Genomic DNA, 18,964 nt, shown 5'->3' with positions numbered 1-18,964 from the left:
CGCCCTGTTAAGGTGTGAGCAACGCAATACCGAAGCTCCCGCATACCACCTTAAACACTAAACGCAACGCATAGCAAAAATGCCAAGCGTTGCGAATCACTCTTAAACAGATTGTTAAATGTATAAAAACACCTAACCGTCAAGCTTCATAGAAGTCTTAGGCATCAGTTCAATAATTGAACGCCCTGCACCAGCTTGCGAGCTAGAATTTTCATTTTTTATATAGCCTGTGTCTTGCGGGGAGAAAATACAAGAAGCTGCGTGATTCAAAACTATGTCTTTAGTTTCTTCAGTTACCGCCGCATCAGTCAGGGCTTTATATGTCATTAATGCATTTTGTCTGTGTTTGTTAACAATTGCATTATGCTTATGTGATAAAAAGTTTTTAGCCGCCAGGAAAAGCAAGTACGCAATAACACCAAAGATTAGAACCTTACTTGTCATCAACTGCAAAGCTTGTAAGTTATCTTCGGGCTTGAACCATGCAAGCTTGTGTATAAACAACGTACAAAAAGCATAAAAACCGAGTGCTATTGCTGCTTGGACCGTTTTAACTTTCCAATACTCAGCCGACTCTTCATGAGCTTCAGATTCATCTTTAAAATATATCGCCTGCTGTGAAACACCTTGTTCAGCAGCAACTTTACGTACATCAGCTAAAACATTTTCTGCTTGTTCTTGTTGAGCTGCAAGCTCACCAGTAATTCCTGTAGCTTCGTCTTTAACGTTTTGAAGCATTGCGCGAGCTTCATTTTCCATTCTTTGGAAGTCGACAGACTTACTAGTGCCGTACGAAATGAATGGAAACAATTTTTGAAACGTCTGATCATAAGCCGTAACCACTTGCTGCACGATTTGGTCTCGGGGCTGAGTTGGGTTTTGGTTTTCTACAGTAGTAGGATCAAAATCCAAAGCTTGTTGAAAGCGATTAAAATCTGCGTCAGCTATTTGCTTTATTTGAACAAGAATTCCATCGGGAAAGTCTTCCAGTGTCGACAAACCCAACTGATTGTATAATCGAATTAACTTAGACGCAGGAGCTACGATTGCTGAGAAATCAAAGTTTCTTCCTAAATCCTCCTCTCGCGCCAAGCTTTTTGCGTCAAAAGCCTGCATCCTCGCTAAGGATTCTTGTGTAACTTCCAACTGACTCATTTAATTACTCCATTGTAAAATTATACATTTAACGCCTTGCTAAGGTGTGAGTAACGCAATACAAAAGCTACCGCACAGCGCCTTAATCACCATAAGCAACCGCATAGTAAAAATGCCACGCGTTACGAATCACTCTTAAGCAATTTGTTAGTACATGCGCTAATTCTATTTATGTGCTCCAAGATATTGAAAACTGGCATAATATGAAAGGCTTTGAACACTGAAGTGAGACGGGCAGCTACAAAACTATACATCGATTAAGAGAGGAAAGTTGGCTAGAAGAAAAACGCACTGAACTCCCCTACTTTTACTGGCTTCAAATTAGGAAAGGATTCGATCCTCGCACTTTGATGGCAACACCCAACGAACGACAAGATTAACCAGGAAGTACAACGAAAACGAAGAAGCGCCAAAGAAATAGGCTAATAGTTAGAAGCCGTAAACGCTGAAATCAAAGCGAACACTCCGCATATAGTGCCACCGGAAAGAAAATGAAAGGCACTAACTAAAAGGTGTAAAGACGAGCACAGAAATAAATAAACACCAAAACTTATGACCTTTGATGTCAAACCCGTACTAACGCCCTGTTAAGGTGTGAGCAACGCAATACTGAAGCTCCCGCATGCCACCTTAACCACTAAACCTAACGCATAGTAAAAATGCCACGCGTTGCGAATCACTCTTAAACAGTTTGTTAGTTGTATATTTCCCTAGTAGCATAATGACTTCAATAAGATTATTAATGGATTTAACAATGACTACCCATACCTTAGAAGCAAATGACGTTAAGTTTGACAAAGAAACTGGTACGATCCTTTCTTACGAGGCTGATTATAGGGATATAGAAATACCTTCCCACTTTGACAACGTTGAAGTTCGTATCATTGGTCGAAATGCATTTTGCCATAATTGGATAACAAATATAATTCTGCCAAACACATTGCAGCGACTAGAGTATGGGGCGTTAAGTATGAATTTTATAACTCATATTGTTGTTCCTGAATCTGTTGAATTTATCGGCGAATACGCGCTTTACATGGAAGATGCAGAGATAAAAGTCGACATACTAAATGAAAATGCCGATGTTGATTATTGTGCAATTCACTCACCAGAGTATTTAGACGAATTAGAAGAAGAAGATGAATTCTGATGTACAACTAACGCCGCATTAAGGTGTGAGCAGCGCTTGGCTATACTTGAGCGAAGCGAAACTGCCAAGCGTTGCGAATCACTCTTAAATGCTTTGTTATGTACGTACTATAAATTCGTGATGAGCTGTTTTAGCTTTGCGACTTCTCTACCGTGTTCTGTAAGTTCACGACCACCCTCGCAGTTATGGCACTTCTCTCTGCTCTCTTTAGTTAGAAAAAGCTCATATGTATCTTTGGCTTCTTCATTTCCTAAACCGATATCCAAACATGTTTGCTCAAACTCAGCAAAAGACGGCTTACCAGCTTCTTCCCAAGCTCTCCTCACGTCAGAGTATTTGCTATCAATATCATCTGCCCAATCACCGTACTTGCCAATAAAACGAGCTCGAGCAAAACTAATAGTAGAACCACTTCCCGTACAAACTGAACAAACTTTGGTACGTTCTTGTGATTCAATCTCTTCAATTAACATATTGATAAAACTCAAATTTACCTCCTAGTACATAACGCCGCGTTAAGTGGTGAGCAACGCAGACCACCTTACCTAAACCATTGTGCCGTAAACACTAAAGCTTAATCAAACCGAAAATGCCGAGCGTTGGGAATCCGTCTTAAACGCTTTGTTAGGCAAATTTTTACGGATTAAATGGAAAATAACTTAATGTCTTACTTAACTGACTATTATCACCAGTTGTTATAGTAGAGATGAAACTTGGGGACTTAGGTAAGCCTTTCCATTGCACCGCACCATAAGCTAAACGCTCAACTTCATTGCCGAAAAGGTCATGCCCATATTGATAATAACACTGCTCTAGCTCCTGAACAATTGAACCAGAAATTTTACAGTGCTCTTGATATTTAATAGGGATATTTATAGCAAGAACAATTACTTGAGCCTCGTGAGCATTTATGGAAAGAGGTAATTGAATAGGAACTAGATTTCTGTCAAACGTACCTATAGATAGATCGCTGTAGTCAATTAAACCGCCAATATCCGACAACAGCTTAGTATCTAGCTCTTTGATAGTTACGGTTCTATCTAAGCTATTGTATACGGTAAATTCCCAGAAAAATGGACCCGATAATTTACGAACTTCTTCAGATAAGCCATCTTGAAACTCAACGTATTCATTTAGCGACTGAGTACTCGGAACTGATACAACTTCGATATCAAGCTGATCGGAAGGTGGAACAAACTGATGGTACGCTGTTATCGAAGCGATCAATAAACCTAACACGCCAATAATAGAGTTAACTGTTTCATGCTTCATTAATTAATCCTGAACTCAAAATTTATGGCATTTGCCTAACGCCTTGCTAAGGTGTGAGTAACGCAATACAAAAGCTACCGCACGGCACCTTAATCACATAAGCCACCGCAAAGTAAAAATGCCACGCGTTACGAATCACTCTTAAGCAATTTGTTAGTACATGCGCTACTTCTATTTGTGCGCTCCAAGATATTGAAAAGTGGCATGATATGAAAGGACTTGAACACTGAAGTGAGACGGGCAGCTACAAAACTTCAACTCCATTAAGGGACGAGAGTTGGCTAGAAGAAAAATGTACTGAACTCACCTACTTTTACCGATTTCAAATTAGAAAAGGATTCGATCCTCGCAGTCCGACGACAGCTCCAATAGCAACCAAGATTCACTCAGAAGCCTCCACAAAAATGAAGAAACGTCAAAGAAATAGGCTAAGAGTTAGAAACCGTAAACGGTGAAATCAAAGCAAACGCTCCACATATAGTGCCACCGGAAAGAACGTGAAAGGTACAAACTGAAAGGTGTAAAGGCGAGCGCCAAAACAGATAAACACCAAAACTTATGACCTTTGATGTCAAACCCGTACTAACGCCCTGTTAAGGTGTGAGCAACGCAATACCGAAGCTCCCGCATACCACCTTAAACACTAAACGCAACGCATAGTAAAAATGCCAAGCGTTGCGAATCACTCTTAAACAGTTTGTTATAAGCCTGCTTTCTCTTTGAATCAGCGATTATCGAAGCATCGTTCAATTTCAGAGTCAACTACATCAAGTAGTGCCGATAGCCTATTTAAACCTACTTTCTTTTTCTTTCTTGTGACATTTTTATAGTGCAATTTGTGAGAAACCTTATTAAGCAGAAACTGAGATAAAGTCATAATCTGAACTTCAGCTATGACTTTATCTTTAGTGCTTGGATTTTTGAGTTTAACAATAATATGCTTAGCATTACTCTCTTTATTTGAAATATATTCCGGTCTATATTTCTTTATTATAGCAAAGCTTTTTCCTATTACTTTTTCTACTTCTAACAAGTCTTTTTCAAGAGTTGTAACAACTCTAACACCAACCAAATCTTGCAATTCAGTCAAATTTTCGAAACGAGAATTCAAACGAACCAACTTATCTACTGTAGAATCCCAAGACTTAACTCTGACTTGAGGTTCAAAAGCTAGTTCGTTACTAATGAACTTAAGCTTTTTACCGACCAATTCGGATGTGCGGAATTTTAGTTCATTAAGTAAAGGAGATATTTCAATATATTTTTTTCCAAACTCCTTCTCTATAGACTTTCTTGTTACTTGCTTATTCTTTTCCTCGTTTTTTTGAACCCTTAATAAAACATGCCAATCAAATATCTTATACAGTTTATCATACTCACCATTACCAAAAAACATACCATGGTTACTTGCTAACTGCACATTCTGCCCAATTTTAGCTGGATTAAAGAAATCCCTTCCACTTTCTAACTTCTCTAGAGCTGATATCAATTTCTTACATGCTATTTCAGGGTTTGATTCTGTCTTAAAACCAGAATCTAATGAGTGTAGCTTAGCTTGAAAACACTCACCTTTCTTCAAATGATGACTAACGCATCGAAGAAACCTCAAGTAGCGTGTTCCTAGTCTTTCTTCTTTATTTAATACTGCATTTCTACTTTGATTATAAGCCATAATTTACACCTAATTACGTAAGTAAGGTCATGTAAACCTACAAACTATCGCCATGTTTTTTGTTATATAGTTTAATATACTCTTTCGGTATATCTGAGTCTTTTATTCTATGATGAAGCAATTTAGATTTATCTATTAGTTCAACTAGAACACTATCTGTATCCATAGAAAGGCAACGATAAAAAATATATTTAACTTCATGTACAGTTAACTGAGAAGCAATTAACTTAATATAAAAATCATTTTCCTCAATATTGCTTACATCTTTTATTACTAATGAGAGTAAACTTTCTAAAGTTCCTAAGTATCTTGATTGGGGTATTAGTGTATAGTTAATTTTTTCAAATAATTTATCAGATTCGCTATCGCTAAGCGACTCAACCCTTGGAAGCTTATTTATACTTTGAAACTTGCGTAGTTGATAAGATAAAACCGCAATCCCGGTCAACTTTTCTTTTTCAACGGTTATAGATATTTCGTTTAAGTTATTTCGATAAAAGTCTAGAATCCTATAGAAAGCATCTTCAAACTTCTGAGCCTTAAATATCTCCCTTGATTCACGAAGCTCCTCTCTCTGCAATAGAATTGTAACAATCAATCCAGCAAATGCCGATCCAGAAAACAACGCGTTAACAATACCAAAACTATCTCCCAATATTGCTGCACTAGACATCGAGTAACTTGATATAGGACTAGTTAAATAAAGTAGCACTCCTAAATAACCAAAAACAATAGCAACCACTGCGGCTCCCATCGCTATAGATATTTTTCTTATAGTCACAATCCAACTCTCTGCATAAAAATCATAATAAAACAGTATCTTACCATTATTTCTAGTGGTAATTTCAATTAAGGCATATAACGCCGCATTAAGGTGTGAGCAACGCTACCACGACACTCAACCATACCACCGTAAACACGAAGCCCAACGATGGAATGAAAAATGCCAAGCGTTGGGAATCACTCTTAAATGCTTTGTTAGGCGTATTTACGGAACATAAACCATCTCAACATTAACAACAAAACTATTCTCTGATTCAGTAACTTGTGCACTCAGTACTAAATCACTCCTGCCTTCTGACTCAGTCCACAAATCAATTAAAACATCCCAACGGTTACCCATCCACATACAAATAGACGATTCCCAAGTTTCATCAGGAAGCTCTATCAACAACTCACCGTAATCATCAATGAACTCTTTAATTTGAGTTGAGGTTTCACTTGTGACAGGAGCTAGACCTTCTAAGCCACTGCTTATTATGTAATCACGCTCTACAAATGATTTTACAATACTGCAAAATATTGGACGCCAAATCGAAGGGATGGGTTGTTGATTATCCTCATCTTTTGTAACTTCAAATTCAGACATAGAATTCCTATAAATAACGAAAAAATGATTTACGCCTAACGCCCTGTTAAGGGGTGAGCAACGCAATACCGAAGCCGCCGCATACCACCTTAAACACTAAACGCAACGCATAGCAAAAATGCCAAGCGTTGCGAATCACTCTTAAACAGTTTGTTAGCCGCTCATTCCCAAAGGTTACTGTTTACTCAACAGGAACTTACGCAAATCTCTCTCTGCACGCATAACAAACAGAATAAACACTTTGTCACCGTCTTGTTTATAGAAAACACGACATGGATTAACGACAACTTCACGATAACTTAAATGTTCTAGCTCGGGTGGAATACGACCTGACTCTGGGAAAGTTTGTAGGCGCTCGACTTTGGAAAAGATCGTTTGCACTAACTGCTTTGCAGCTACGATATTTTCAAGTGCGATGTATTCGGCGATATCGTTGAGGTCAGATAACGCTGGTTCAGTCCAGATTATTTCAGCCATTTTGACATTTTGTCCTTGGCTTCATCATGGCTTACCACTTTACCGTCAGCTAGTGCACGCTCACCTCGTGCAATACCCTCAAGAATAGCTAAACGATTTTGCATAAACTCGTAGTCATCAACATCAACGAGATAAGCGGATGGCTTACCATGCTCAGTAATTAACACTGGCTCTTTGGTGTCGTGGAGATCGGCGAGGATCTTAGTTGCTTGACGTTTAAGTGATGTAACTAGTTCTACTTTCATGAGAGCTGCTCCAAAGGAATACTAAAGTGATACTATTCTATCACTTTGAGTATAGCAAGCTCCATGACGGCTAACGCCCTGTTAAGGTGTGAGCAACGCAATACCGAAGCTCCCGCATACCACCTTAAACACTAAACGCAACGCATAGTAAAAATGCCACGCGTTGCGAATCACTCTTAAACAGTTTGTTATACATCAATTCCGCGAATTCTGACTAAATCATCGTCAAGTTCAATACCAGCAGTGACCGTTACAGTAATTGTATGACTTGGCAACATAGAAATTTCAGGTAACTCTTCGATTTCGAGCTCCTCAAAAAGCTGGCTTACAGCATTAACATCGCCTCTAACTAATCCTTCGACCCAACTCTTATTTTCTTTCGTTTTCTTATACCTTCCTTGTTTTATTCCTTCAGAGAATGGGACATTTAACATAGCAGGATTTACATTATATAACCCATGAGTAAAATGACTCACTATAAACCAACTCAAAGGAGTACATGGGTCTAATATTTGTGCATGTACAGAAGCCAAATTATTTACATCACATTCTGGAGTGGAAATAAAAATACCTGAATCTAACGTTGATTCAGGTGAGTCTAATGAATCTTTTATTTCAAAACCCAATGCATAGTCGAAAATATTAGCACTAAGTTGACTATTCCTTAAGTAAGCAAGTTTCGCTCTAGTAGTTTTATCTAGATTGCAACTACGAGGACAATAAAGCATATACCTGATAAAATCTTCACCTATAACTTCGGTTAGCTTTTTAATTCTTAGATTCTGTCCTTTATCCATTGAAGAGAATGCAGATGTCTCGTCATAAACAACAGGATTCTTTGATGTAGGCATTACTTTTTTTGCTTGCAATAGCCATGGACGTGTGAAACTTTTTGAAGGAAAAAAATTGTCAACGTACTCTATAATAATCCCAATATCTGATTGACCAACATACCTTTCATGTTTAGTCGCATATTGGTGCGTTTCGATATTTAGATCCAAAGAATAAGGGGCACTCAAGCCTTTCAACTCATCATTTAACATCTTAATTGTGAATTTTATATTTTCTTCCTCTTGCACATCTTCATCCAATAGATCTGCAAGCAATGAAGTGAGTGATGGTTCACTCCAAGGTCGTTTCCGAACCATCTTACTGGAAACGATCTGATCGATTTCATCAAAATGCTTCAATATCAATTTTATCGCTGCTGGTATCATTTAAACCTCTATCCTTCTTGATGTATAACGCCCTGTTAAGGTGTGAGCAACGCAATACCGATGCTTCCGCACACCACCTTAACCACTAAACGCAACGCATAGTAAAAATGCCACGCGTTGCGAATCACTCTTAAACAGTTTGTTATGTAGCTTTAAATACGTGCTTGCGGTGATATTGCATATAAGTTTCATGCTCAGGAGCTAAAGTAATCTTCATGCTTTGATTTAAGCCAGCAACGTCAAAATCGACAAATTGAGAGGATATAATTATTTTTCCTGATAAATCAAAGCTTATTAAACCAGCATCAAATGCTCTGTCTATATTTGCCATAAGCAACAAGCCATTGAATTTATTTAACCTTTCACGATTATCTGATGCATGCCAAGGTTTTATATGGCTTGCAACTAGTAACTCGTTTGTTTTGCAACCCGTTACAGCACAACCTTGCCACATAGTAATTAAGTCACGTCTAAACTTACCCTGACCAATCCGAGCCTTAATCAAGCTATTTTTTTCAGTATCACTTGTATTTAAATCCAATTGAATCGATGAAAGGTCTTGCTCTAGGTTGCTAGGCATAGAGTTTTCATCAATATCCGTATCATTAGATTTTTTTGCTTCATTTCTAGATGCATATGATGTTGGAATACGAACAGATAACTCTCGATATTCTTCAGAGTTTGCGGGAATTAACGCCATTTTACCTTCAGCGTTTTTATGAACACCCCAACCAAACTTTTTCAATAATGGTGATCTTTTTACATTATATGAGCTAATTTTCAAATCGGGTTTATTGCGACGAACAACATGAAGCTCATGATGATACTCAGCTTCTGTATACTTGTACGGATTTTCTATCAAAATCTCATAAGCGATTCTCGCTATAGAATTACCTTCTTTAGGAACAACCGCAACATCAGACTTAGAATCTGGTGAAATTAATATTAGTTCTTCTTTAATCATTCTTCTTACTTTTTGTGGAGTTAGACAGCTACATAACGCCCTGTTAAGGTGTGAACAACGCAATACAGAAGCCGCCGCATACCACCTTAAACACTAAACGCAACGCATAGTGAAAATGCCACGCGTTGCGAATCACTCTTAAACAGTTTGTTAGCTGATGAAACTCACCATGAGCACTTCATTGATACTACTCATCGGCACAAAGTCTGGGTAACCAATTTCAATTCTTGGTACCACTTTTAGTGAGTATGCTTTTTCCTGCTCCCAAGCCGTCCAAGACTGTAGACTTGAGTATGCATCCTCTGAAAGAACTAACACAGCCATTTCTGCATGCTTTTGAGCGATGTTAGTTGGAATACACTTGTACAAGTGCTGATACACTTTTTTATCGCCTAAATTGCGATAATCGAAAAACGACACGCAAGATCGTAAACGAAAGAAACCGTTTGAATTTCCAAACACCGAACTTCGTGAGCCATCTAAATTGGCGAGCAGCCCACCAGAAGACAATATAGATTTATAATTCTCTAGAGTAGTGGCGTGAAAAACTGACCCGCTCATTTTACTAACGAAGTCTTCAAAATCATCGACTTTCAAATTACGAACTAACATATTACTCTCATCAGCTAACGCCGCATTAAGGTGTGAGCGGCACTTGGCTATACTTGAGCGAAGCGAAACTGCCAAGCGTTGCGAATCACTCTTAAATGCTTTGTTATGCCACTTTACGACTTGTTACTATGCCCACTAACTTTGTTGTAATATGGCAGAAATCCATTGTTGTTTTCTTTAAATTTTTCAATCCAGTAGGCTTCCCACTCAAATTGTTCAGCATCGCTGGATATCAAAGAATACTCGATCCTATTGAAATTCCAGTCCTTTCTTTCAGGGACTCCAAACCTACGTTTTATATTGCCTTTTCCAATGTAAACAATTTGACCATCATCGCTAATGTAACGATATATACCATAGTCATCAGGTAAAGCTTTTGGGCACGAGTCTCTGTTCACTGTCAACTCGAAAGCTGGTGCCAATTGAATTACCCACATGCCTTGGGATTTTCGTGCAACAAACTTTCTGTCTTCCGAATTCTCAGATTCTGCAACTTTCTTGACCCACAAATACCTTTTTATAAGATCAGCCGCTGCACTTCGATAATAGTTACTTTTCCCTCCCAGAGAGTAACTATCTCTACTATCAAACGCATCGTAGAATTTGAACCCAATTTTACGGTTCTCTTCATCAATAAAGTACTCAACTTGACTGTACTTGTTCAGCTCTGCAATTTTAGTAAACACAGCTGAATACTGAAATCGATTATCACCAAACCCAATTACAGGCTCATCAGCTTGAACTCTGGTTCTTACGAACTTTACAAATGTCATATATGCTCTGGCATTAAACTAAGTTTTTGTTTTCAAGATTATACATTATATGTTAGCAGCAGCGAATGGAAGCATATGCTCCCCACTACAGAGTGGCATAACGCCCTGTTAAGGGGTGAGCAACGCAATACCGATGCCTCTGCAAACCACCTTAATCACTAAAACCAACGCATAGTGAAAATGCCACGCGTTGCGAATCCCTCTTGAACAGTTTGTTAGGTTTTGGGCTTATTCTCCCAATGAACCCCAATCTGTTAGATTTAATTGCTTGCGCCTAATGTAGTAGAAGGTTGCCATAACTAAACCAAACAATGCGCCAGTAAGTAAGGAGATATAAACCGCTTCTAAAACTGGTTTGCCTAGCTCGTCCCACACAAGAAACCATTGGAAGATTCCCCAAACAGGAGCAAAGAAAGCCACACAAAGCATAACGTTTGCAAAAAAGCTTTGATAGTAAGGCGGCGGAAAACACAGTCCGAGTTTACGTAACAACTTTACAAGTGGAGGATTGTAGTTCGACTTCCAAACACCTTTGTCACTTAATTCTTTGTGTGCAAGTTGTAGCTTCGTTTCATAATCCATGACCCAAAATCCTCGAATTCGATGTTTCCCGCGGAGAAACCTAACGCCCAATTAAGTTGTGAGCAACACTGCCACCGCACTTAAACACTTCACCGTAATCACCAAACCAATTGAAACCGAAAGTGCCGAGCGTTGCGAATCAGCTTGAATTGCTTGTTATGTGCATTTTCCCAGCATTAGCTGCCAGTCACTTTTGGATACCCAAGATTCCAATACCCTTACCCTGTGATACCCTTTTGGAGTCAAAGACGTAATACGAATATATCGTCTTCCCAAGATTGACCTCTGGTGCCTTAATGCTGCGGGGATGCCAAATAAATATATTTCTTCGGTATCTGTTGTTAGGTTGCTTTCGCTTTTCCTCAAAGCACCGATGTATTGGAAAATAGCACCAACTACAACTGCACCATAGGCAATAAAACTCTGTTCTATCGAAAAGACAAACTGCATTACCAGCAGAATTAACACACCACCAATCACTGCTGATATGCTCTGAGACAGTGCTCTGGGATAACCCACAAATTCAATTTTACGCATCATAGAACCTCCTTTGCCTATTGTTCTATGGAATACGAAAAATACACTCAACGCCTTGAATCACTGCGAGTTTGTTCACATAGTCGCATGCACATAACGCCCTGTTAAGGGGTGAGCAACGCTAACACCGCCCCCCAAATAACCACCGTAATCACTGCACTTAATTTTGAACCAAAAATCTCATGCGTTGAGAATCCCTCTTAAACAGTTTGTTATAAGCCATTATTTTAACTCGTATTTATGACTTTTATCACAACATAGAACCCCAAAAGATAACAGTATGCATCAAAGCACACAATAATGAGGTAAGTATGAGCTTTATCGATGTAAAAAACAAAAATGGCACAGCGGACAAAAATCCACCTGCTGGCTATACAAGCTGGTTGAATTTCTGGGAGAGCAAAAAGGGCAAAAAAGCGTCTACTTGCGAAGTTTTATCTTGCTCAGGTGATCCTGATGTAGGTGGACATGTAATCAAATCTGGTGAAGGAAGTAAGGAATACATCCTACCTATTTGCTACTCATGTAATAACAAGCCTGACGATTCTGTTTTCAAAGCATGGGAAAACGACCTAGTCTCGGTCAAGTAAACTAATATCGTGCCAGATTATCATAGTAATTTGGCACGAATGGCATATAACGCCGCGTTAAGGTGTGAGTAACGCACTACCAAAGTTCCTGCATTGCACCTTAAACACCAAAACCAGTGCAAACTATAAATGCCAAGCGTTACGAATCACTCTTAAACGCTTTGTTAGCAATCAAATTCTAACACCATTGGAATATCAACCATCCCTTGCCGATTTCTGACGCCTTCTGTGCGTTTAAAACCAAAACGCACATATACGCTTTCCGCATTGACCGCGGAGTTAACTGTAAATAGACCACTATTACCGTTTTCCAATGCCTTTTCTTTAACAGTTTCCCATAATTGACGGGAAAGCCCATTACCTTGAAAATCATCATCTACGAATAGATGGTACAGATGCGAGTTGTCTCGTACTCCAGCCACACCAACGACTTCATTATTCTCAGTTACTGCAACAACATAGTCATAGTTTGTAGACAGGTATTTTTCGATGTTTTTCTCTGACATTGAATCGAGCAAAATACTGTGCACAGTCACATCACAAGTTGGGCAAACATATTTGTTTGTTAAGGGTAAGAGCAACTCACTGATTGCCCTCGCATCACTAATTTCTGCATTTCTGATATTGATGCTCATTATTTCTCCTGATTGCTAACGCTTTGCTAAGGTGTGAGTAACGCAATACAAAAGCTACCGCACAGCGCCTTAATCACATAAGCCACCGCAAAGTAAAAATGCCACGCGTTACGAATCACTCTTAAGCAATTTGTTAGTACATACGCCACTTCTATTTGTGCGCTCCAAGATATTGAAAAGTAGCATGATATGAAAGGCTTTGAACACTGAAGTGAGACGGGCAGCTACAAAACTTTACCGCCATTGAGAAACGTGAGTTGGCTAGAAGAAAAACGCACTGAACTACCCTACATTCACTAGCTTCAAATTAGAAAAGGATTCTTTCCTCTACTCCAACAGCCACACCAAAAGTAATCAAGGTTCTCTCAAAAGCCACCACGAAAATGAAGAAGCGCCAAAGAAATAGACTAAGAGTTAGAAACCGTAAACGGTGAAATCAAAGCAAACACTCCGCATATAGTGCCACCGGAAAGAACGTGAGAAGCACTAACTGAAAGGTGTAAAAACGAGCGCCAAAACAGATAAACACCAAAACTTATGACCTTTGATGTCAAACCCGTACTAACGCCGCATTAAGTGGTGAACAACGCGACCACCCAAACCTAAACCTTGCCACTTTTAGCACTGAAGCTGACCTAAGCCGAAATCGCCAAGCGTTGAGAATCCGTCTTAAATGCTTTGTTATGTTTTACCACAAGTGATTGACATTCTTGAGAAAGAACTGCTGATTTAGACTGGTTTTCTGAACCAAACCACAGTGCAGAACCAACTTGACCACCAAAGGCGACCAACCCAAAACAAGTATGAACACTTCCCTGCCCAATGAGGCAACCTGACTTACATTCAACAAGCGCCCTCGTCTCTTCTCACAACAGCGCCAGACAATGGCAAATTGCCGAGACAACTGCCAAGGTAGGATGCTAACTGGCAAAGAACCTGAAAGCGACTTAAAGCCAGAGAAACTGAAACCTAGCCAGCTCGACCTGACAATGAAGCAACCCACGAATATTGGCATGTTTTACGGGCTGAGTGATTCAAGAACTTAGAGCGACAACGCGGATTTGCTGAGTCTACTAGGGACGAATTGCCAAAGGGACAAAGAACTAGAGCCTAAGATATTTAAGTCCTTGAAATACAAGTAAACATAACGCCCTGTTAAGGGGTGAGCAACGCAATACAAAAGCCGCCGCAAACTGCCTTAAACACTAAAGCCAACGCATAGTAAAAATGCCACGCGTTGCGAATCCCTCTTGAACAGCTTGTTATGTGCGTTGCTCAAATTCATACTCTGTAAGACACCATTGCTTTGGGCATGACCAACTGATTTCTTTGAATGATGTTCTTAGGTCACCACTCAATAGAAGTTGCTTCATAAAATGGCTAGGTGAAATATAGGCTCTATCGTCGTAAGCAAACACAAAACCTTGCTTATTGAGCCCAAGCATTATCTGTTTAGTTTCTTCTGATTCAAGCCCACCATTAAGATAAAGTTCATAAATACGACCGTCCGTATCGCCATCTAGGCTGTTCTTGCTTAACTTTATTGAGGTCTTATCTATGGCAACAACGTGCGCCGGAGGGACATCTCCTGATTGACCAAACTCAACTTTGTAAGGAGGCTGTTTTATCATTTTATCTCCAAGCACATAACGCCCTGTTAAGGTGTGAGCAACGCAATACCGAAGCTACCGCATACCACCTTAAACACTAAACGCAACGCATAGTAAAAATAACACGCGTTGCGAATCACTCTTAAACAGTTTGTTAAGAATCACTTAGGTACGGAATATCCGCTAGCATAATGAACCCCATAGAACTCGAAAAACCATACTGAGTCTCGGTGATCTTCTGGAGAAATGTAGAATTTATACTTAACTTGCTCATCACCGATAACGTGCTCAGGAAGCAAAGGTAGCAGATTTTCTATTTCATCAGAAACTTCCGTAAACTTCTGAACTTCAACATTTGCGTCTAAGCCTAACGCTCGCCCACTATGATGATAGTAAAGCCCTCTGATAGTCCGTTCCATTACCTTTTCATGAGCTTCTGAGTCCCATAGAATCCCTAAACGATTTGTTATGGTGCCGTCATCTAATTCAACTTTGACCGTACGAGACTCATCATGAATTTTTGATAATAATTTTCGGTTTCGCTCTAAAGTTCTGGATGTCTTACTTTCAAACAACTTCGTAGCCAAGTCTGTGTTGCCGGCAGACTGCATACTTAAATAAACTTTAAATAAGTCATCGTAATCTGAAGCGCCATTGTTACAACTAGCACAGGCAGGAACCGTTATTAGCTGTGGACGTGGCTTTGGAAAAATACCTTTAGGCGGGACATGATCTTTGGTTGTTGCCTCTTGAACACCACAAATAGCACAAGGCTCCTCAAGTTGTTCAACAACATGAGAAATATTGCTATGTGTTCGATTCAAGTAAGCTTTATTTTTACGCTTGAAGCCCTGCTTCTTAGCCAATTTCTTGCGAAGAGCGCGAAGCCTTTTGATTTCTAATTCCATCTTTTTTCTCACGCTTAACTCCTATGATTCTTAACGCCCAATTAAGGTGTGAGCCACGCTAGCACGACACTCAATTTGAACACCGTAAACACTAAACCAAATCCAAACCAAAAATGCCAAGCGTGGGGAATCACTCTTAAATTGTTTGTTATATTTTTGATGCCGCCATCAGTAAACAGTAGTTTTTTACGCTTTCACAATGCTCACCCATCCAGTATGCAAATGGGGTACTTCGGTGCCAATTTAGATCAACCAAGCTATTGTGAATGGTACTATCTGGAGTACTAAGTGAACCATGTGCCACAACTTGCTCTGGTACATTGTTTAGTCCACACCACCATTCAGGCATCGAACGTTTCCACTTTGTCTCAAGCCAAACATCAGATAAAGCAACTACGTATTCACTTTCGAAACCGGTAACCCCATTGTCACTAAGGAACTGTTTGTCTCGATGATGTAGACGCTCAATATCGTTTATAATTTCTTGTTTTTTCTTTGTGTGAGATAAACGTTTTGCCTCAATGAAAAAAACAGCTTTGTGCTTAGGAGAAAAAACAAAACCATCAATGTGCTGCTTTTTCTCAACCCAAGGAAACTCAAGCCATGATACAGCTCGATCATCATCGAGACATTTCACTAGGGCATTTACGTAGATATGAACTTGGTTAGCTTCTGTGAAACCAGTACTCCCTCGCGCTGGATAAAAGTTTGTTAGCGTTCGGGTGTAAGTCGCGACCATTTCATCAAATGATCTAGAAATTATTTGTTCCATCGAAACCTCAGAAAAATATAACGCCCTGTTAAGGGGTGAGCAACGCAATACAAGAGCCGCCGCATACCGCCTTAAACACTAAAACCAACGCATAGTAAAAATGCCACGCGTTGCGAATCCCTCTTGAACAGATTGTTAGCTAATTATATACGTCGGTCTGGCAAGATTAATTTGTTAGCTTTTGCAATGCTCTCTAGTGATTTATAAATTTCATCATAATCGCTTTCATTTCGCATTCTTGACCAATCACTAATTATCATTTCCTTCTCGCCAGGTTCTAGATACGGTGTAACAATTCTCATATGGTGATTAAAGCGAGTTAAGTTGTCCCAGTGAAATTGGTAGCGAGCTATAATATCGATTCCAACAAGTATATTAACTACAAAAAACATACACATAATCAGCGACACTACTTTGCTACGCCTGGTCAGTAATAGTGACCCTTTTTTTCTTGGAGAACTTGAAGTTTTCCTATCTTCATCAGAAACAATGTTTTTCACATGTTCAGCCAGCATAAACAAGGAAGCTAAAACAACTGGGGCAATCACAAAAACCACGCTCAGCAAAAAAGCGTAATTTGTTGATTCCATAGTGGCTAAGTCTTGGTAGAGTCTGTCCTTATATGCAAGCCCTAGTAGACTTAACGCGTAAGACACAAATTCAATTACCCAACCTAACAGCGGCTCTATCGCATAAATAATGATAAGACTTGCAATAATTCCACAATAAATAGCAGCTTTATGCTGCTTTAACATTTCGATCATACTTACTACCACTAACTACACTAACTACACTAACTAAATAATTTGCTAACGCCCTGTTAAGGTGTGAGCAACGCAATACTGAAGCTCCCGCATACCACCTTAAACACCAAACACAACGCATAGTAAAAATGCCACGCGTTGCGAATCACTCTTAAACAGATTGTTAGGATTCGAGCCCCAGTAAAATCCGCTCTCTCCATTGTGGATGATCTATAGTAATTTCATCTAAATTTCTCGGAGCCCAAATAGAATTTCTCTTTTTGGTATTACACTTTTGGCAGGCGATAACAAGGTTATACTCCATTGATACACCACCAATAGATGCTGGTACCACATGTTCAACAATGTATTCATAAGCGTTTCTATCGCCACAGTACTGACACACTCGCCCATCCCTAGCAAATATACGTTTACGCATTGCTGCTGAGGTATGGTAAGTTTCTTTAGTTGAGGGTCTCCTGAAATAGACTAAATCAGCATTAATTGCACTTAAGCTACAACTGTATTTTTCCGCTAGTTTCTTTTTCAAACTGGCGTCAAAGTCAATACCAAGGTTTAATAACCTCCTAACTTCTTCTTGACGCTCTACTATATTCGGGTGAGCCAAACTGTTTCTCCTGAATCCTAACGCCCTGTTAAGGTGTGAGCAACGCAATACCGATGCTTCCGCTACCACCTTAAACACTAAACGCAACGCATAGCGAAAATGCCAAGCGTTGCGAATCGCTCTTAAACAGATTGTTATACGAACTGCTCCAACCAAGACTCATGCTCTACTATGCTTGTAGTAATCGAACTCTTCATCTCATCCACTGAACTAAAACTATAGTTTTGCAATGCTCGTTTGTTAGATACGAAAAATTTTGGAATTAAATACATACCACTAGCTTTGTCAGTTAATCCGCGTTCATCAATTTTTGCTTGGATATATTTAATGTTGTTGTAGTTTTCTTCACTATATATCTCTTCAGACCTTACTCCGTCTAATCGTAATAACTTAGTATACGAGTTCCTGACATTTACAGCGTATCTTGTTGCTAAGTATTCAACAACCTCACTTTGGTTCTTCAATATGAGAGCTCTGCCATCAAATGCACCACAAATCGGTTGTGACTTTTTCTTAGCTCTTGTTATACCTTTACCTGTGAAAAAAGAAGTAAATGTTGACGAAAACGTTGTTAATAACTTGATAACTCTATTATCGTAATATGTCGGAACCTTACTTAGTACTATCGAAACTTCATCTGAACAAATACTTGCAGCTAAAATGAAGTTTTGTGAGTCATGGGGACATTTTCGATGAAGGACCTTAAATGTTTCTTCTAACGATTCCCACATGAGTCCCTCAAATTTTTTGTCACGAGTAACGTTACTCAGATACTTTTTACTCAAACCGATACCGTCCATTCGGATAACAAAATATTCATCAGATTGATATCGGGAAACTAACTCGGAATCTTGTTCTACTCGTTTGAAATATTTCATTGACGATATTTGTTGTTGTAAATCTTTCAATTGACCTCCTTGTTCGTATAACGCCCTGTTAAGGTGTGAGCAACGCAATACCAAGCCACTGCATACCACCTTAAACACTAAACACAACGCATAGCAAAAATGCCAAGCGTTGCGAATCGCTCTTAAACAGTTTGTTATACGCGTG

At 39.3% G+C, this 18,964-nt stretch carries 23 protein-coding genes and 1 pseudogene; 2 read left to right on the top strand and 22 right to left on the bottom strand.

Annotation, left to right across the window (positions count from 1 at the left end):
• Positions 1–132 precede the first annotated feature (132 nt).
• Positions 133–1,155, bottom strand: coding sequence for a hypothetical protein (locus tag ABMY42_RS25255; RefSeq protein WP_349266918.1), 1,023 nt, complete (start codon positions 1,153–1,155; stop codon positions 133–135).
• Positions 1,156–1,909: 754 nt separating this feature from the next.
• On the opposite strand from ABMY42_RS25255, the gene ABMY42_RS25250 reads away from it, so the two are divergent.
• Positions 1,910–2,305 carry a leucine-rich repeat protein gene (locus ABMY42_RS25250; protein WP_025441789.1) on the top strand — a complete coding sequence of 132 codons (396 nt, stop codon included), beginning with the start codon at positions 1,910–1,912 and terminating at the stop codon, positions 2,303–2,305.
• A gap of 107 nt (positions 2,306–2,412) precedes the next feature.
• Here ABMY42_RS25250 and ABMY42_RS25245 read toward each other — a convergent pair whose 3' ends face one another.
• The 14 genes and pseudogenes from ABMY42_RS25245 to ABMY42_RS25180 all read right to left on the bottom strand — a co-directional run bounded on the left by ABMY42_RS25245 (position 2,413) and on the right by ABMY42_RS25180 (position 12,028).
• Positions 2,413–2,793 (bottom strand): hypothetical protein, encoded by a 381-nt coding sequence (locus ABMY42_RS25245; protein WP_104411071.1) that lies wholly within the window; start codon positions 2,791–2,793, stop codon positions 2,413–2,415.
• Positions 2,794–2,941: 148 nt separating this feature from the next.
• On the bottom strand, positions 2,942–3,577 hold the full coding sequence (locus ABMY42_RS25240) for a hypothetical protein (protein ID WP_349266917.1): 636 nt from the start codon (positions 3,575–3,577) through the stop codon (positions 2,942–2,944).
• A 724-nt stretch (positions 3,578–4,301) separates the two neighbouring features.
• Positions 4,302–5,249 carry a RelA/SpoT domain-containing protein gene (locus ABMY42_RS25235; protein ID WP_349266916.1) on the bottom strand — a complete coding sequence of 316 codons (948 nt, stop codon included), beginning with the start codon at positions 5,247–5,249 and terminating at the stop codon, positions 4,302–4,304.
• A gap of 37 nt (positions 5,250–5,286) precedes the next feature.
• Positions 5,287–6,030, bottom strand: a complete 744-nt coding sequence (locus ABMY42_RS25230; RefSeq protein WP_349266915.1) for a putative phage abortive infection protein — start codon at positions 6,028–6,030, stop codon at positions 5,287–5,289.
• A 207-nt stretch (positions 6,031–6,237) separates the two neighbouring features.
• Positions 6,238–6,618: a hypothetical protein gene (locus ABMY42_RS25225; protein WP_349266914.1), complete on the bottom strand. Its 381-nt coding sequence runs from the start codon at positions 6,616–6,618 to the stop codon at positions 6,238–6,240.
• Between the two features lie 174 nt (positions 6,619–6,792).
• A complete protein-coding gene (locus tag ABMY42_RS25220; protein WP_025548916.1) occupies positions 6,793–7,095 on the bottom strand; it encodes a type II toxin-antitoxin system RelE/ParE family toxin in 303 nt (100 codons plus the stop codon).
• Positions 7,083–7,340: a type II toxin-antitoxin system Phd/YefM family antitoxin gene (locus ABMY42_RS25215; protein WP_005448240.1), complete on the bottom strand. Its 258-nt coding sequence runs from the start codon at positions 7,338–7,340 to the stop codon at positions 7,083–7,085. The genes ABMY42_RS25220 and ABMY42_RS25215 overlap by 13 nt, the downstream gene beginning before the upstream one ends.
• A gap of 81 nt (positions 7,341–7,421) precedes the next feature.
• Positions 7,422–7,536 (bottom strand): annotated as a pseudogene (locus tag ABMY42_RS25210) (DUF3265 domain-containing protein).
• On the bottom strand, positions 7,529–8,557 hold the full coding sequence (locus ABMY42_RS25205; protein WP_349266913.1) for a hypothetical protein: 1,029 nt from the start codon (positions 8,555–8,557) through the stop codon (positions 7,529–7,531). The pseudogene ABMY42_RS25210 and the gene ABMY42_RS25205 overlap by 8 nt, the downstream one beginning before the upstream one ends.
• Before the next feature lie 142 nt (positions 8,558–8,699).
• Positions 8,700–9,521 (bottom strand): DUF6157 family protein, encoded by an 822-nt coding sequence (locus ABMY42_RS25200; RefSeq protein WP_053050397.1) that lies wholly within the window; start codon positions 9,519–9,521, stop codon positions 8,700–8,702.
• Positions 9,522–9,671: 150 nt separating this feature from the next.
• Positions 9,672–10,133 (bottom strand): hypothetical protein, encoded by a 462-nt coding sequence (locus ABMY42_RS25195; RefSeq protein WP_225470003.1) that lies wholly within the window; start codon positions 10,131–10,133, stop codon positions 9,672–9,674.
• A gap of 113 nt (positions 10,134–10,246) precedes the next feature.
• Positions 10,247–10,906 carry a hypothetical protein gene (locus tag ABMY42_RS25190; RefSeq protein WP_349266912.1) on the bottom strand — a complete coding sequence of 220 codons (660 nt, stop codon included), beginning with the start codon at positions 10,904–10,906 and terminating at the stop codon, positions 10,247–10,249.
• Between the two features lie 228 nt (positions 10,907–11,134).
• Positions 11,135–11,488 (bottom strand): DUF6404 family protein, encoded by a 354-nt coding sequence (locus ABMY42_RS25185; protein ID WP_000384364.1) that lies wholly within the window; start codon positions 11,486–11,488, stop codon positions 11,135–11,137.
• 156 nt (positions 11,489–11,644) lie between these two features.
• Positions 11,645–12,028, bottom strand: a complete 384-nt coding sequence (locus ABMY42_RS25180; protein WP_349266911.1) for a hypothetical protein — start codon at positions 12,026–12,028, stop codon at positions 11,645–11,647.
• Between the two features lie 308 nt (positions 12,029–12,336).
• Here ABMY42_RS25180 and ABMY42_RS25175 point away from each other — a divergent pair, with 308 nt between their 5' ends.
• Positions 12,337–12,615, top strand: a complete 279-nt coding sequence (locus ABMY42_RS25175; protein ID WP_349266910.1) for a hypothetical protein — start codon at positions 12,337–12,339, stop codon at positions 12,613–12,615.
• Positions 12,616–12,779: 164 nt separating this feature from the next.
• On the opposite strand, the gene ABMY42_RS25170 is transcribed toward ABMY42_RS25175, so the two are convergent.
• The 7 genes from ABMY42_RS25170 to ABMY42_RS25140 all read right to left on the bottom strand — a co-directional run.
• Complete coding sequence (locus ABMY42_RS25170; RefSeq protein WP_004737548.1) at positions 12,780–13,250, bottom strand: GNAT family N-acetyltransferase; 471 nt, start codon at positions 13,248–13,250, stop codon at positions 12,780–12,782.
• Positions 13,251–14,512: 1,262 nt separating this feature from the next.
• Positions 14,513–14,881 carry a hypothetical protein gene (locus ABMY42_RS25165; RefSeq protein ID WP_349266909.1) on the bottom strand — a complete coding sequence of 123 codons (369 nt, stop codon included), beginning with the start codon at positions 14,879–14,881 and terminating at the stop codon, positions 14,513–14,515.
• A 140-nt stretch (positions 14,882–15,021) separates the two neighbouring features.
• On the bottom strand, positions 15,022–15,780 hold the full coding sequence (locus ABMY42_RS25160) for a hypothetical protein (RefSeq protein WP_349266908.1): 759 nt from the start codon (positions 15,778–15,780) through the stop codon (positions 15,022–15,024).
• Between the two features lie 136 nt (positions 15,781–15,916).
• Positions 15,917–16,540, bottom strand: coding sequence for a hypothetical protein (locus tag ABMY42_RS25155; protein WP_349266907.1), 624 nt, complete (start codon positions 16,538–16,540; stop codon positions 15,917–15,919).
• Positions 16,541–16,683: 143 nt separating this feature from the next.
• A complete protein-coding gene (locus ABMY42_RS25150; RefSeq protein ID WP_349266906.1) occupies positions 16,684–17,304 on the bottom strand; it encodes a hypothetical protein in 621 nt (206 codons plus the stop codon).
• A gap of 163 nt (positions 17,305–17,467) precedes the next feature.
• Complete coding sequence (locus ABMY42_RS25145) at positions 17,468–17,911, bottom strand: HNH endonuclease (protein WP_050905074.1); 444 nt, start codon at positions 17,909–17,911, stop codon at positions 17,468–17,470.
• Between the two features lie 134 nt (positions 17,912–18,045).
• Positions 18,046–18,964 (bottom strand): tRNA(His) guanylyltransferase Thg1 family protein (locus tag ABMY42_RS25140; RefSeq protein WP_349266905.1); only part of this gene is annotated, 919 nt, incomplete at its 5' end.

Origin of the sequence: Vibrio sp. SSH13-20, assembly GCF_040104475.1 — a bacterium.
Taxonomy (GTDB): domain Bacteria; phylum Pseudomonadota; class Gammaproteobacteria; order Enterobacterales; family Vibrionaceae; genus Vibrio; species Vibrio harveyi.
Note: the sequence above shows the minus strand (reverse complement) of the source record. Positions and strands in the feature narration are given on the sequence as shown.